The 14,814-nt window shown below is 69.5% G+C and carries 13 protein-coding genes; 12 read left to right on the top strand and 1 reads right to left on the bottom strand.

Features of this window, described 5'->3' with window-relative positions; all coding sequences use genetic code 11:
• Positions 1-71: 71 nt before the first annotated feature.
• The 12 genes from ABE85_RS07345 (at position 72) to ABE85_RS07290 (ending at position 14,382) form a co-directional block, all read left to right on the top strand.
• On the top strand, positions 72-1,049 hold the full coding sequence (locus ABE85_RS07345; protein WP_082938407.1) for a DUF3365 domain-containing protein: 978 nt from the start codon (positions 72-74) through the stop codon (positions 1,047-1,049).
• Positions 1,046-2,335, top strand: a complete 1,290-nt coding sequence (locus ABE85_RS07340; RefSeq protein ID WP_067272004.1) for a serine/threonine-protein kinase — start codon at positions 1,046-1,048, stop codon at positions 2,333-2,335. Before ABE85_RS07345 ends, ABE85_RS07340 begins: the two co-directional genes overlap by 4 nt.
• A 76-nt stretch (positions 2,336-2,411) precedes the next feature.
• Positions 2,412-4,769, top strand: a complete 2,358-nt coding sequence (locus tag ABE85_RS07335) for an ATP-dependent DNA helicase (RefSeq protein ID WP_067272001.1) — start codon at positions 2,412-2,414, stop codon at positions 4,767-4,769.
• 107 nt (positions 4,770-4,876) lie between these two features.
• The gene (locus tag ABE85_RS07330) at positions 4,877-5,959 is read left to right on the top strand and encodes a putative zinc-binding metallopeptidase (protein WP_067271999.1); all 1,083 of its coding nucleotides are present in this window, start codon (positions 4,877-4,879) and stop codon (positions 5,957-5,959) included.
• Complete coding sequence (locus ABE85_RS07325; RefSeq protein WP_067271995.1) at positions 5,956-6,849, top strand: transglutaminase family protein; 894 nt, start codon at positions 5,956-5,958, stop codon at positions 6,847-6,849. Before ABE85_RS07330 ends, ABE85_RS07325 begins: the two co-directional genes overlap by 4 nt.
• A gap of 141 nt (positions 6,850-6,990) precedes the next feature.
• Positions 6,991-7,719, top strand: coding sequence for a GntR family transcriptional regulator (locus ABE85_RS07320; protein ID WP_067271991.1), 729 nt, complete (start codon positions 6,991-6,993; stop codon positions 7,717-7,719).
• An 88-nt stretch (positions 7,720-7,807) separates the two neighbouring features.
• Positions 7,808-8,779, top strand: a complete 972-nt coding sequence (locus ABE85_RS07315) for a tripartite tricarboxylate transporter substrate binding protein (protein ID WP_067271989.1) — start codon at positions 7,808-7,810, stop codon at positions 8,777-8,779.
• A 70-nt stretch (positions 8,780-8,849) separates the two neighbouring features.
• Positions 8,850-10,220, top strand: a complete 1,371-nt coding sequence (locus ABE85_RS07310; RefSeq protein ID WP_067271986.1) for an MmgE/PrpD family protein — start codon at positions 8,850-8,852, stop codon at positions 10,218-10,220.
• A 35-nt stretch (positions 10,221-10,255) separates the two neighbouring features.
• Complete coding sequence (locus ABE85_RS07305) at positions 10,256-11,272, top strand: zinc-binding dehydrogenase (protein ID WP_231993253.1); 1,017 nt, start codon at positions 10,256-10,258, stop codon at positions 11,270-11,272.
• Between the two features lie 20 nt (positions 11,273-11,292).
• A complete protein-coding gene (locus ABE85_RS07300; RefSeq protein WP_082938406.1) occupies positions 11,293-12,111 on the top strand; it encodes an ABC transporter substrate-binding protein in 819 nt (272 codons plus the stop codon).
• Positions 12,112-12,203: 92 nt separating this feature from the next.
• On the top strand, positions 12,204-12,434 hold the full coding sequence (locus ABE85_RS07295; protein ID WP_067271982.1) for a DUF2789 domain-containing protein: 231 nt from the start codon (positions 12,204-12,206) through the stop codon (positions 12,432-12,434).
• 154 nt (positions 12,435-12,588) lie between these two features.
• The gene (locus ABE85_RS07290; protein ID WP_067271980.1) at positions 12,589-14,382 is read left to right on the top strand and encodes a YbhB/YbcL family Raf kinase inhibitor-like protein; all 1,794 of its coding nucleotides are present in this window, start codon (positions 12,589-12,591) and stop codon (positions 14,380-14,382) included.
• A gap of 108 nt (positions 14,383-14,490) precedes the next feature.
• Here the strand turns inward: ABE85_RS07290 and ABE85_RS07285 are convergent, their stop codons facing one another.
• Complete coding sequence (locus tag ABE85_RS07285; protein ID WP_067271978.1) at positions 14,491-14,754, bottom strand: MerR family transcriptional regulator; 264 nt, start codon at positions 14,752-14,754, stop codon at positions 14,491-14,493.
• Positions 14,755-14,814 lie beyond the last annotated feature (60 nt).

Genomic DNA, 14,814 nt, shown 5'->3' with positions numbered 1-14,814 from the left:
TGTCTCGGCTGTCTCCGTAAGTCCCGATGTTGAGACCGGACCCACCCGTCCGGTCGGACCCGAGGACGACCATGAGCCGCATCGACACCGCCAGCCGCACCGGAACACGCCCCACGCACGCCCCCTCCGGGCGTGGCCCCGCACGCGCCCTGCCCTGGGACCGCCTGCCCCATCTCAGCCTGCTAGCGAAGTTCAACCTGATCTTCCTCGCGGTGTTCCTGGTGGGACTGACGGCCACCGGCGTCCTGGCGCGTCGATGGCTGCAGGACGGCGCGCAGGAGCAGGTCGCCGATCGCGCCCGGCTGCTGATGCACAGCGCCGGCGCCGTCAACCAGTACACCGCGGACCACATCCGCCCGCTGCTCGAGGGCCAGCTGCGCGAGCGATTCGTGCCCGAGGCCGTCCCCGCGTTCTCCGCGCACGAGGTGCTGGCCACGTTGTCCAAGGCCTACGAGGACTACAGCTACAAGGCGGCGATGCTCAATCCGACCAACCCGCGCAACCGGGCGGTGAGCTGGGAGGAGGACGTGATCTCGCAGTTCGCGCGCCGGCCCGCGCTGACGGAGTTCATCGGACGTCGCGAGACGCCCGGCGGCGAGGCGCTCTACATCGCGCGGCCGATCCGGATCAGCAATGCGGCGTGTCTCGGTTGCCACGCGTCGCCGCAGACGGCACCGGCGACGCTGGTCGCGCGCTACGGCCCGTCCAACGGCTTCGGCTGGCGGCTCAACGAGACCCTGGGCGCCGAGGTCGTCAGCGTGCCCATGACGCTGCCGCTGAAGCAGGCCTCGCAGACCTTCTGGCTGGTGATGGGCGCGCTGACGGCGGCTTTCCTCGCGATGGGCGCGGCACTCAACCTGATGCTCTGGCGCCTGGTGATCCGGCCGGTGACCCGCCTCGCGCGGATCGCCGACCGCGTGTCGCTCGGCGAGGACGCACCGCCTTTCGACGCGCGCTCGAGTGACGAGATCGGCGTGCTGACCGTGTCCTTCGGCCGCATGCGCCGCAGCCTCGATCAGGCGATGGCGATGCTGGAGGGCAACGCATGACCGACGACAACACCCGCCCCCCGGCCGACGGCGCCCCGGCGGGCGGCCCGGCGCGCATCGGCAAGTACCTCATCCGCGGCCGGCTCGGCGAAGGCGCGATGGGCGTCGTCTACCGCGCCTTCGATCCGCACATCCAGCGCGAGGTCGCCATCAAGGTACTGCGACGCCAGTTCGAGGACATCGTCGGGGAGACCGCGCCCGAAGACTCGATCACCGCGCGCTTCCGCAACGAGGCCCGCGCGGTCGGGCGCATCGCCCATCCCGGCGTCGTGACCATCCACGACTTCGGTGAGATCACCGAGGCGACGTCCGCATCGCCGAACGCCGGCACAGGTACTGGTGCTGGGGCCGGTGCAAGCGCCGGGGCTCTCGCCGGCGCCGGCAGCTTCGCCTTCCTCGTCATGGAGCTCGTGGACGGCCGCGGGCTCGATCAGATGTTGAAGATCGCCCGGCCGCCGCTGACCTGGTCGCTCAACGTCATGGACCAGTTGCTGGACGCGCTCGGCTGCGCGCATGACCGCGGCGTCTGGCACCGCGACATCAAGCCCGGCAACCTGCTCATCACCCGCGACAACCGCGTGAAACTGACCGACTTCGGCATCGCGCGCATCGCCGACCGCCACCTCACGCAGGTCGCTTCGCAGATCGGGACACCGGGCTACATGGCGCCTGAGCAGTACCTCGGCGGTCCGATCGACCACCGCGCCGATCTCTTCGCCTGCGGCGTGCTGCTGTACCGGCTGACAACCGGACGCACGCCGTTCAGCGGCGCGCCCGAAGCGGTGATGTACCAGACGCTGCATCAGGAGCCCGCGGCGCCGAGCGCGTTGCGTCCCGGCGAACTGCCGCCGGCGCTCGATGCCGTGGTGCGGCGCGCGATGGCCCGGGATCCGCGCCATCGATTCGCCGATGCGGCGGCGATGCGCGTCGCGCTGGCGGAGATCGCGGCGGGCGGGGGCCTGGCCCCCAACACCGGCGGTGGCTTCGACGATCGCACGCTGGTGCAGCCTCGCCACGGCTCAGGCGCCACCCCGACGGGCGCATCGACCGCAGGCTCAGGCGCGAGCCGCGCGCTCGATGCCGCGCTGATCTTCCAGGTCGAGCGCGCCCTCGCGTCGCACATCGGGCCGCTGGCCAGGCACCTCGTCTCGCGCGATCTGGCGCACAGCGCCAACGTCGAGGAGCTCTCACGATCGCTCGCGCGTCACATCGCCGATGCGCCGGAGCGGGAGCAGTTCATCGCGACCGCCGCGGCGCTGGCGGCCGCGGCAGTCAAGACACCGTGAGGCGCCTTGGCAGGGGCGATGTACAAGGATTTGAGATACTGTATGCAACAACAGCATTCAAGCCTGACCCCTCCCCGTGCCCTACACCGTCGCCGTCCGCGAACTCTGCGAGTTCACCGCCAAGCAAGGCGACCTGGACCTGCGCTTCACGCCCGCGCCGACGGCGCAGGAAGGCATCGCGGGACATGCGCTGGTGTATGAGCGCCGGGGCCCGAGCTATCGGCGGGAAGTGACGCTCAGCGGTGAGTTCGGGGAACTCCGCGTGCGAGGTCGCGCCGACGGCTTCGATCCCGAACGCCGTCGCCTCGAGGAGATCAAGACCTTCCGCGGCAGCATCGACCGTCAGCGCCCCACGCATCGCCGGCTTCATTGGGCCCAGGCCAAGGTCTACGCGTGGCTGCTGTGCCAGGCCGAGGCGCTGCCCGACATCGAGGTCGCGCTGGTCTACCTGGACCTCGGCAGCCAGGAGGAAACGGTCCTGCTCGAACGCTGCACGGCGGCGGAGCTGCAAGCCCACTTCGAATCCCTGTGCGAGCGGTTTCTTGCCTGGGCCGTCCTCGAGCTCGACCATCGGGAGCGACGCGATGCCGCGCTGCAGACGCTGAGCTTCCCGTTCGGCGACTTCCGCGTGGGACAGCGGCCGCTGGCGGAAGCGGTCTATCGCGCGGCGGCGACGGGCCGTTGCCTGCTCGCGCAGGCGCCGACCGGCATCGGCAAGACGATGGGCACGATCTTCCCGTTGCTGAAGGCCGCGCCCGGGCAGCGCGTCGACAAGGTCTTCTTCCTGGCGGCGAAGACCTCGGGCCGGCAGACGGCGCTGGATGCGATCGAGCGGCTGGTTGATCGCGACGATGCATCGGGCGCATCGGTGACGCCGAACACATCGGTCCCGCTGCGTGTGCTCGAACTCGTCGCGCGCGACAAGGCGTGCGAGCACCCGGACCTCGCCTGCAACGGCGAGTCCTGTCCGCTGGCCAAGGGCTTCTACGACCGCCTGCCGGCCGCCCGGTCGGCGGCGCTGCGCATCGGTCATGACACGGGCGTCGCATTGACGCGGGCCGCCGTGCGCGAGGCGGCACTGGCCCACGACGTCTGCCCGTACTACCTGAGCCAGGAATTGACGCGCTGGGCCGACGTGGTGGTCGGCGACTACAACTACTACTTCGACCACGGCGCCCTCCTCCACGGATTGACGCAGGTGAACCAATGGCGCATCGGCCTGCTGGTCGACGAGGCGCACAACCTCGTCGAACGCGGACGCAAGATGTTCAGCGCGACGTTGTCGCCGGAGCGGCTGTTCCAGGCACGGCAGTCGTCGGGCGCCTCAGCGTCGCCTCTCGTCCGCAAGGCACTGGACAAGGTGCGCCGCGCCTGGCGCGCGATCGACAAGGCGCAGGCCGAGCCCTACGCGGCCTACGAGACATTTCCGGAAGCGCTGCTGAGCGCCCTCCAGCACAGCATCGCCGTGGTCTCGGAACATCTGGCCGCGCATCCCGACGAGGTCGAGCCCGCGCTGCTCGACTTCCACTTCGAGACGCTGCACGTCACGCGCGCGGTGGAATCCTTCGGGCCTCATTCGCTGGTCGATGTCCAGAAGCCGCCCAGCCTCCACGGCAAGACGGCCCCGTCGGTGCTCTGCATCCGCAACATCGTTCCCGCGCCGTTCCTGAAACCGCGCCTGGCGGCGGCGCACACGAGCACGCTGTTCTCCGCCACGCTGCAGCCGCAAGGCTTCCATGCCGATCTTCTGGGGCTGCCGGAGAACCACGTGAGCGTCGAGGTGGCCTCGCCCTTCGACGCGAGCCAGCTGCAGGTGCATGTGGCCTCGCACATCTCGACGCGCTACCAGCATCGACGCGCGTCGCTGCAGCCGATCGCCGATCTGATCGCGGCGCAGTACGGTCGCGCGCCGGGCAACTATCTGGCGTTCCTGAGCAGCTACGACTATCTGGAACAGGTGGCGGACCTGCTCGGCGAACGCCACCCCGACGTGCCGCAATGGCGCCAGTCGCGCCGCATGAGCGAGGCCCAACAGCGCCAGTTCCTCGACCGCTTCACCGTCGACGGTCGAGGCGTCGGCTTCGCGGTGCTGGGCGGCGCGTTCGCGGAGGGCGTCGACCTGCCGGGGCGGCGGCTCATCGGCGCGTTCCTGTCGACGCTGGGACTGCCGCAGGTCAACGCCGTCAACGAACAGATCCGGGCGCGCATGGACCAGCTGTTCGGCGCGGGCTACGACTACACCTACCTGTACCCGGGTTTGCAGAAAGTCGTGCAGGCGGCGGGTCGCGTGATCCGGACGACCGAGGACCGCGGCGTCGTGCACCTGATCGACGACCGCTTCGCGCGGGCGGAGGTGCAGCGGCTGCTGCCGGTGTGGTGGGCACAGGACGCGACCCTCACCCCTACCCTCTCCCGCAAGCGGGAGAGGGGGTAAGAAGGGAGCCGGTCGAACTCCCTCTCCCGCTTGCGGGAGAGGGTGGGGGTGAGGGCCAGCGGCCGTCGCAGTCATCAGGCCCCATCCTTGCCAAGGGGATCCTGACCATGAGCTCTCCCCGCGTCTATCGCTGCACCTGCGGCCACCGCCTCTACTTCCGCAACAGCGCCTGCCTGGTGTGCAAGGCGCCGCTCGGCTTCCTGCCCGACGACCTCGCGCTGCACGCGCTGCTGCCCGGTCCGACCACCGAAACCTGGCGCATCGACGGCGTGGACGGCGTCTTCACCCGTTGCGCGAACTTCCACACCGCCGCTGGCTGCAACTGGCTGCTGCCGCTGGATGACCGACGTAAGAGCCCTCTCTGCGTGGCTTGCGCGCTCAACCGCACCATTCCCGATCTATCGGACCCCATCAACGCCGAACTCTGGGGCCGCATGGAGCGCGCCAAGCGGCGGCTGGTGTCGCAACTCCTCGGGCTCCACCTGCCGGTGGTGCCGAAGTTCGAAGCCCCGGATCGCGGCCTCGCCTTCGACTTCCTGCGCACCCTCCCCGGCCAGCCGCGCGTGATGACCGGCCACGCCTGGGGGGTCATCACCATCAACATCGAGGAAGCCGACGACGCCAAGCGCGAAGCCGCCCGGCAGCGCATGGGCGAGTCCTACCGGACGCTGCTCGGGCATTTCCGCCACGAGATCGGTCATTACTACTGGGACCGGCTGGTCGCCGGGTCGGAATGGCACGAGCCCTTCCGCGCGCTGTTCGGGGATGAGCGGACCAACTACGCCGAGGCGCTTCAGCGCCATCACCACACCGGCGCGCCGGCGGACTGGCCGCAGCGCTTCATCACGTCGTACGCCAGCGCGCATCCGTGGGAGGATTGGGCGGAGACCTGGGCCCACTACCTCCACCTGCGCGACACCATCGACACCGCGGGCAGCTTCAAGCTGCTCAGCACCGTCGACGAGCTGCGGCCGTGGCCCTACGCCCTCGCCGACCTCTGGTCGCCCGGCCACGCCACCGGACCCGCCTTCCTGCGCCTGCTGCGCGACTGGCTCGCCATCACCAGCGTGATGAACGAGATGTCCCGCGCGATGGGCCAACCCGACTTCTATCCCTTCGTGCTGCAGCGCCGGGTCGTCCCGAAGCTGCACTTCATCCATTGCGTCGTCGAGCACGGCAGGACCCCATGATTCGCCTCGATCTCCACTTCGAACTGGACTACCAGATCGACTCGCCGTACGGCGATTTCGTCTTCAGCATCCAGCCGGCGCACACGGCGGCGCAGCGGGTGCTGCAGGAAAGCGTCGTGCTGACGCCCGACGTGCCGTGGCGGTCGGAGACGGTGGCCAGCAGCCGCAACCGGCTGCTGCGCGTGCGCGCGCCGCAGGGGAACTTCCATCTGACCTACACGGCGAGCGTCACGATCGAGCATGCGGTCGGCGATCCGGCCTTCATCGAGGAATGCCCGATCGACCAGTTGCCTGTCGAGTTCCTGTCCTACCTCGCACCCAGCCGCTACTGCGAATCCGATCGGCTCACGCCGTGGGCCGAGGCCGAGTTCGGGCACGTGCCGCCGGGTTATGCGCGCGCCGCGGCGATCGCGGCGTGGGTGCAGCGGCACATCGCCTATTCCTCCTATGGGTCGACGACGCAGACCACCGCGCTCGATACCTTGACGGACCGGGTCGGCGTCTGCCGGGACCAGGCGCACGTGATGATCGCGCTGTGCCGGGCGCTGTCGATGCCGGCGAGGTATGTGACCGGCACGGACTACGGCGCCGATCCGACGAAGGCGCCGGACTTCCATGCCTATGTGGAGGTCTACCTCGGCAGGCGCTGGTACATCTTCGACGCGTCGGGGAACGGGATCCCGATGGGCTTCGTGCGCATCGGCACCGGACGCGATGCGGCGGATGTGCCGTTCGCGACGCTGTTCGGGCAGATCCAGGCGCCGTTCGCGCCGCTGGTGCGAGCGACCGCGTGCGGCGGGCCCGGACTGCAGCTGCCGGTCGACGTGGGCCGCGCGCTGTCCACCGACGGCGATTCGGCGGGATGTCATCTGGCGCCGGTCGCGGCCTGAGCTTCCGTACTGCCGCCGCCGCTGGCCCTCACCCCTGCCCTCTCCCGCAAGCGGGAGAGGGAGAAATCGCCATTCGCACCGTGACAGGCAAGACCTGGATCCCGACCTTGTTCATTTCGTCTGATCGTATACGATAGACGAATGCTGCCCTGGATCACCGACACCTCCCCCGACCTGCTCGCCGAGGTGCGGGACACGTCGCTCGCCAAGCTCGTCCGCGACGAGGTGCTGAACGCCATCCTCCGCGGGGACCTGCCGCCGGGACAGCGCATCAACGAACCGGACGTCGCGGCCCGCCTGCGCGTTTCGCGCGTCCCCGTGCGGGAGGCGCTGCGCGAGCTTGAAAGCACCGGCCTGGTCGCCGCGCGCAAGCACGCCGGCGTGTTCGTGCGGGTCCTCGACCCCAAGGAAATCTCCAACCTCTACGAGCTGCGCAGCCTGCTCGACGGCCACGCCGGCCGCCGCGCCGCGGCGCTGGACCGTCCCCGTCGCGATGCCCTCGTGAAGCGGCTCGTGACGCTGGGCCGCGAGATGAAGGCCAACGCGCGCCGTCGCGACGTGCAGGCCTATTACGCCGCCAACCTCGCCTTCCACTGGGCCATCGTCGAGGCCACCGACAACGAGCCGCTGACGCGCACCTACCAGGGGATCGTCCAGCAGCTGCACCTGTCGCGGCTGCGGAACCTGTCGCGCGACGTGGGCATGAAGGTCTCGATCCTGGAGCACGACCAGATCGTCGCCGCGCTCGACGACGGTGACGCCGCGCTGTGCCAGCGGCTGCAGGAACACCACGTCAACGCGGCGCACGGGCGTCTGCTGGAGACGGAAGGAAAGAACGGCGGCGGCGACCCGGGCGACGGCATGAGCTAGGCCGGATCCCGGGCGCGCGCCGGCGCACATCCCACCCAAGCAAGAACGAGGGCCGCCAAAGAGCCCCGCTTCATACGGAGACAAACCGATGACGAACCGACGATCCGTGCTGATCGCCGCTCCCGCGCTCCTGCTCGCCAGGCGCTCATGGGCGGCGGACACCTTCCCCAGCAAGCCGATCCGATACATCGTGCCCGTGGCCGCGGGCGGCGGCAGCGACTTCATCGGCCGCGCCGTCTGCGAACGCTGGGGCCATGCGCTCAACCAGACGTTCGTCGTCGACAACATCGGCGGCGGAGGCGGCGTGATCGCCACGCAGGCCACGGCCAAGGCGCCGCCCGACGGCTACACGCTGATGCAGGGCTACGTGGCCACGCACGGCACCAGCCCGGCCACGCGCAAGCTGCCCTACGACGCGGTCAAGGACTTCAGCCCCATCGGCATGATTGGCGGCACGCCCAACGTGCTGGTGGTCAACAGCGCGGTGCCGGTCAACGACCTCAAGGGCTTCATCGAGTACGCCCGCAAGAACCCCGGCAAGCTGAGCTACGGCTCCTCCGGCGTGGGCTCGCTGACGCAGCTCGTGATGGAGCTCTTCAAGCAGCAGGCCGGCGTCTTCATGCTGCACGTGCCCTACCGCGGCATCTCGCCGGCCTTCACCGACCTGATGGGCGGCCAGACCCACGCGATGTTCCCCGGCCTGGCCGCAGCGCTGCCGCACATCCGCTCCGGCCGCGTGAAACCGCTGGCCGTCACCGGCACCGCGCGCAATCCGACGCTCAAGGACGTGCCCACGCTGATCGAGTCCGGATTCAAGGGCTTCGACGCGATGCAGTGGTACGGCGTCGTCGGCCCCGCCGGCATCCCCGCGCCGCTGGTCAAGCAGCTCAACGCCACGCTGAACGCGGTGCTCAAGGCGTCCGACATGCGCGAGAAGCTGGCCGCGGAAGCCGTCGATCCGACGGCCATGAGCCCCGAGCAGTTCGGCCGTCACATCCAGGCCGAGGTGGCCCGGTGGACCACGCTGGCCCGCGAACGCAAGATCCAGGTCGACGATTGACCCACCGATCGACAACCCGACCCAGGCCAACTCCTCGGCCCGAAGAACGACTCAAGGACGAAAGCACTTCATGGCACGCAATACCCAGGTCGCCGCCGACCACAACGCCCCGCCCATCACCCAGATCCTCGCCCGCTACGTGGCCACGCATCCCTCGCGCGGCTGGAGCGACGCGGTGGACCACGAGGCCCATCGCACCTTCATGAACTGGGCGGGTTGCGCCGTCGGCGCCGCCGGTCATGAGGCGATGCACGCGGCGCTGGCCGCCGTGCAGATGCTGGAGCCTTCCGCGCAGGCCAGCATCCTCGGCCGCGCCGAGAAGGTCGACATGGCCGGCGCCGCGCTGCTGAACGGCATCAGCTCGCACACCTTCGACTTCGACGACACGCACCTGAAGACCATCATCCATCCGGCCGGTCCGGTGGCCTCGGCGGCGCTGGCGCTGGCCGAGCACCTCGGCCTGTCCGGCCGGCAGCTGATCGACGCGATGGTCCTGGGCATCGACGTGTCCTGCCGCATGGGCAACCTCGTCTACCCGGAGCACTACGACCGCGGCTGGCACATCACCGGCTCCACCGGGACGCTGGGGGCCGCGGCGGCCTGCGCGCGGCTGCTCGGACTGGACGAGTACCGGACGCAGATGGCGCTGGGCATCGCCGCCTCGCAGCCCGTGGGCCTGCGCGAGCAGTTCGGGACGATGACCAAGCCCTTCCATCCTGGTGGCGCCGCGCGCGCCGGACTGCTGTCGGCGCTGCTGGCCAGGCACGGCTACACCGCCAGCCCGCGCGCCCTCGAGGCACCGCGCGGCTTTGCGCAGGTGGTGTCGACGAAGTACGCCTGGAACGAGGCCACCGACGAGCTCGGCGAGCGCTTCGAGATTTCCTTCAACACCTACAAGCCCTTCGCCTGCGGCATCGTCATCCACCCGAGCATCGACGCCGCCGTGCAGCTGCGCGAGCAGGGCGTGCGGCCCGAGGACGTCGAGCGCATCGAGCTGAAGGTGCATTCGCTGGTGCTGGAGCTCACCGGCAAGAAGGAACCGGCGGACGGCCTGCAGGGCAAGTTCAGCGTCTATCACGGCGTCTCGGCCGGCCTGATCTTCGGCCGCGCGGGCGAGCCCGAGTACGACGACGCGATCGTCAACCGCGAGGACGTCGTGGCGTTGCGCCGCAAGGTCGTGGCGACGATCGACGACAACATCGACGAGGCCTCGGTCGACATGACGGCGGTGCTGCGCGACGGCCGTCGCGTCCACGTCTTCGTCGAGCACGCGATCGGCTCGCTGCACAAGCCGATGAGCGACGCGGCGCTGGACGCGAAATTCCACTCGCAATCGGACGTCGTCATCGGCGCCGCGCGCAGCGACGCGTTGATCGCGGCCTGCTGGAAGCTCGGCGACCTGGCCGACGTGCGCGAGCTGACAGCACTGGCGCGGCCCTGAGTTCGGTCGGCTTCGATCGGCTTCGATCAGTTTCGATGAGCGGAGACAAGCACACGATGCGCGGCTACACCCTCCAACACCACGACGGCCACGCGGAGCTGGTGCTCCGCGAGGACCTGCCCCGCCCTGTCCCCGGTCCCGGTCAACTGCTCATCCGCGTGCGCGCGGCGGGTCTGAACCGCGGTGAGTTCCTGGCCGGTCACGGCCTTCACGGCGCTGGCGGCGCTGGCGGCGCCCCGAAGCCGGTGGGCGCGGAAGCGGCCGGCGAAGTCATCGAAGTCGGCGGCGGCGTCCAGGGGTGGCGCGTCGGCGATCGCGTCATGGGTCGGTGCGCCGGCGGCTTCGCCGACTTCGCGCTGATCAGCGAGGCGGAGGCGCTGCACGTGCCCGAAGCCCTCGACTGGACAGCCGCGGGCGCGATCCCGCTCACCTTCCTCGTCGTCTACGACATGCTGGTGGTCCAGGGCCGGTTGATGGCGGGCGAGACCCTGCTCGTGGCGGGAGGTAGCTCAGGCGTCGGCGTCGCCGCGCTGTCGGCGGCCAAGGCCATGGGCGCGACGGTGATCGCCACGTCGGGCAGCGCGACCAAGCTCGCCCGGCTGAAGACGCTGGGGCTGGACCTCGGTCTCGAGACCCGCGCGCCAGAGTTCGCCACCGCGGTGCGCGAGGCGACGGATGGTCGTGGCGCGGACCTCGCCATCGACACCGTCGGCGGCACCGTGTTCGCCGAATGCGTGCGGTCGCTGGGCTTCCAGGGAAGGCTTGCGATGGTCGGTTACGTGGACGGCGTGCTCAAGGCCGAGCTCGACCTCGAAGCGTTGCACGCACGGCGTCTTCATCTCTTCGGCGTCTCGAACAAGCTCCGAACTCCGCGGCAGCGCGCGGAACCGGTGCCAGGGTTCAGGACGGACTGGCTCCCGCTGTTCGCCGACGGTCGCCTGCGGCCCGTGGTGGACCGCGTGTTCCGCTTCGAGGACCTGGCGCAGGCCAAGGCCTCGATGGAACACGCCGAGCATCTCGGCAAGATCGTGCTGGCGGGAAGTGCGGACTGAACAACGACAAGGACATCGACATGAACGTGCAACGTCGCGAACTCTGCGCCGCCGGCGCCGCCACACTGCTGCTGAGCGCGTGCGCGTCGCCAGGCTCGTCTGAGGCCTGCGCCGCCGCAGCTGAGTTGGCCGGCAACGGCAAGCTCCGCGCCGCGATCAACCTCGGCAATCCCATCCTGGCCAGCCGTGGCGCCGACGGCGAACTGCGCGGCGTCTCGGTGGACCTCGCGCGCGAGGCGGCGCGGCGACTGGGCGTGAGCATCGAGCTCGTCGCCTTCAACGCGGCGGGCAAGGTCGTCGAGGCGATCAAGGACAAGCAGGTCGACCTCGCCTTCGTCGCCATCGATCCGCTGCGCGGCGCCGACACCGACTACACCGCGCCCTACGTGATCATCGAAGGCGCCTACCTGGTCCGCAACGACTCGCCGCTGCAGCGCAACGAGGACGTCGACCGCACGGGCCGGCGCATCGTCGTCGGCCGCGGCAGCGCCTACGACCTGTACCTGACCCGCGAGATCAGGTCCGCCACGCTGGTGCGCGCGCCGACGTCGCCGGCGGTCACCGACATGTTCCTCGCCGACCAGCTCGATGTCGCCGCGGGTGTGCGTCAGCAGCTCGAAGCCGACGCGCGCCGCGTGGGCGGCGTGCGCCTGCTGCCGGGCCGCTTCATGGTGATCGAGCAGGCGATGGGCGTGCCCAAGGGACGCGTGGCCGCGCAGCGATGGCTGAGCGGATTCGTTGAGGAGATGAAGGCTTCCGGCTTCGTGGCGGAGGCGCTGCGCCGGCATGGGATCGAAGGGGCGCTTGTGGCACCGCCGAGGCAAGCACCGCCGAGGTAAGCGCAGCGGTGTCCTGAATGGAACACTGTCCTACACCGCCGCGCCGCGCTTGGCGTTAATCTCGAACGCGACCGAACTTTGAAGGAGACCTCATGGAAGCGCCCAACCACCAGTTTCACGAGTTGTTCGACCAGCTCGGTCTGCCCTCTTCCGAGGCGGAGATCCGCGAGTTCATCTCGGTGCACCGACCGCTGCCCGGTGACGTGAAGATCACCGAGGCGCCGTTCTGGTCCGAGCAGCAGTCGCGCCTGCTCAAGGAGCTGCTGCTTCAGGACGCGGACTGGGCCGAGGCCGTCGACCAGCTGAACGTGGCGCTGCACTGATCCTGCGGAGCCGTCGCGCCGCAGACGGCGTCGAAAGGCGTCACGGGCATCACGGGCATCACGGCCGCGATGCCATCGCCTGCGTCGGGAACGGGCACGCAGATCGCGGGAGCGTCGTCTGCCGATTGCCATGGGATCCACTCCTAGGATTCCCATGTTTCCCCGTTCCCGGCTCTTGATCCTGATCACCGGCGCCTGCCTGGCGCTGACCGCCAGTGCGCAGCAAGGTGACGGCACCGACGTGCCGATCCGCAGTCACGTCTTCAAGCCCGACAAGGTCGACGCTACCGACGCCCAGGTCGCGGCCCTCAAGGCGCCGGCCGGGTTCAAGGTGTCCGTCTTCGCAAGGAACCTGAAAAACGCGCGGATCATCGCCGTGGCGCCCGACGGGAAAATCTACGTCAGCCGGCGCGATACGGGCGACGTCCTGATGCTCGAGGACCGCGATGGCGATGGTGTCGCCGACGGGCCGCCGGTGAAGGTGCTAGCCCGGGCCGGCACTCATGGCCTGGCCATCCACGACGGCAAGCTGTACGTGGCGACCGTCAAGGAGATCTTCGTCGCGCCGTTGCAAGCCGACGGTCGCGTCGGCGAACCGACGCTCATCGTCGGCGACCTGCCCGATGCCGGCCAGCATCCGAACCGGACGATCGCTTTCGGGCCGGACGGCATGCTCTACATCACCGCCGGCTCGACCTGCAATGCGTGCAACGAGAGCAACCCCGAGAACGCCACGATCCTGCGGGCCTCGCCGGACGGTCAGAGCCGCGTCATCGTGGCCAGCGGATTGCGCAACACGATCGGCTTCGACTGGCATCCGGCCACGGGCGCGCTGTGGGGCATGGACCATGGCATCGACTTCCTGGGCGACGACGTGCAGCCCGAGGAACTGAATCTCATCGAACAAGGCAGACGCTACGGCTGGCCGCATGTCTGGGGCCCGGGCGGCATCAACCCGCAGAGCACGCCGCCGGGCGAGATCACCAAGGCGCAGTGGAAGAACGACAGCGTGCCGATGGCGCTGGGCTACAAGGCCCATGCGGCGCCGATGCAGATGGTCTTCGACAAGGGCGGCGGCCGCTTCCCCGCGGAGTACGCGGGCGACGCCTTCGTGACGATGCGCGGCTCCTGGAACCGCAAGGAGGCATCGGGCTATGAGATCGTCCGCATCCGTTTCGCCGACGGCAAGCCGCAACGCATCGAGCCCTTCGTCACCGGCTTCCTGACCGACCGCGGTCGCACGCACATCGCGCGGCCGGTCGGCCTGGCCTGGGCCCGGGATGGCGCACTGCTGATGTCGGACGACGCGAACGGCGTCCTCTATCGCGTGGCCTATCAGGGGAACGCCCAGCCGGCGGCAGCGATGCAGACACCCGCGGACGAGATGAAGCGCCAGGCGCAACGCGGCGTCGGCGTGCCGCTCGCGAATGACAGGCCGGAGACGACCCCGCGCACGTCGGCCGTCATTGAGCTGAGCTCTACCGCCTTCGCCTCAGGCGCGCCCATCCCGACCAGGCACAGCGAGTACGCCGACGGCGTCTCGCCGGCCTTGACCTGGAAGGCGGTCGCCGGGGCGAGGAGCTACGTGCTGCTCGTCGAGGACCCCGATGCCAGGCCCATCACGCCCTTCGTGCACTGGGTCGCCTGGAACATCCCCGCCGATGTGACCGCGCTGCCAGAAGGTCTCCAGGAACAGGAGCGGCTCACCGAGCCCGCGGGACTGATGCAGGGCACCACCAGCCGCGGCTCCGTCGGCTACTACGGCCCTCGGCCGCCCGTCGGCGATCCGTCGCATCACTACCACTTCCAGGTCCTGGCGCTGGACATCCTGCTGCAGCTGCCCTTGGGCGCGAACCGCGACGACGTGCTGGCGGCGGCCAAGGGACACGTGCTCGGCAAGGGCGAACTCGTGGGCACTTACCGCCAGGAAATCAAGCCGCCGAAGTGACCGGTTGATCCGTCGCACGATCCGGCGAATCTGAAAGAGCCATGCCCGATGTTCGACATGCACGTCCGCCCTGCCGGGGCCGCCGTGTCCGGGCGTGATCCCTCGGGATCAGTTCAGACTCTTCCGATAGTCCGCGGCGAGGCTTTCACGCACGTGCGCCAACGCGGCGACCACCTTGTAGGACGGCACCCCCGACGCGAGGAGCCGACGCGCCGCCCGGAGCAGCACCAGATCCTGGAACGTGAATCGCATGTCCCGGCTCGGTGCCAGCAGGTCCTCCGAGATCAATGCCTTGATATAGCTCGACGGCAGTCCGGTGATGGCGCCGGCCTGGCTCATCGAGAACGGGGCGGTGGCATGGGCAGTGCGCATGGAATTGCTCCTGGTGGGTCTGAGCCTCGACGGTACTGTCGGCGGATTCAGGCGGAGACC

The organism is Mitsuaria sp. 7 (genome assembly GCF_001653795.1).
In the GTDB taxonomy this organism is placed as follows: domain Bacteria; phylum Pseudomonadota; class Gammaproteobacteria; order Burkholderiales; family Burkholderiaceae_C; genus Roseateles.
This window is presented reverse-complemented; position numbering and strand designations above follow the sequence as displayed.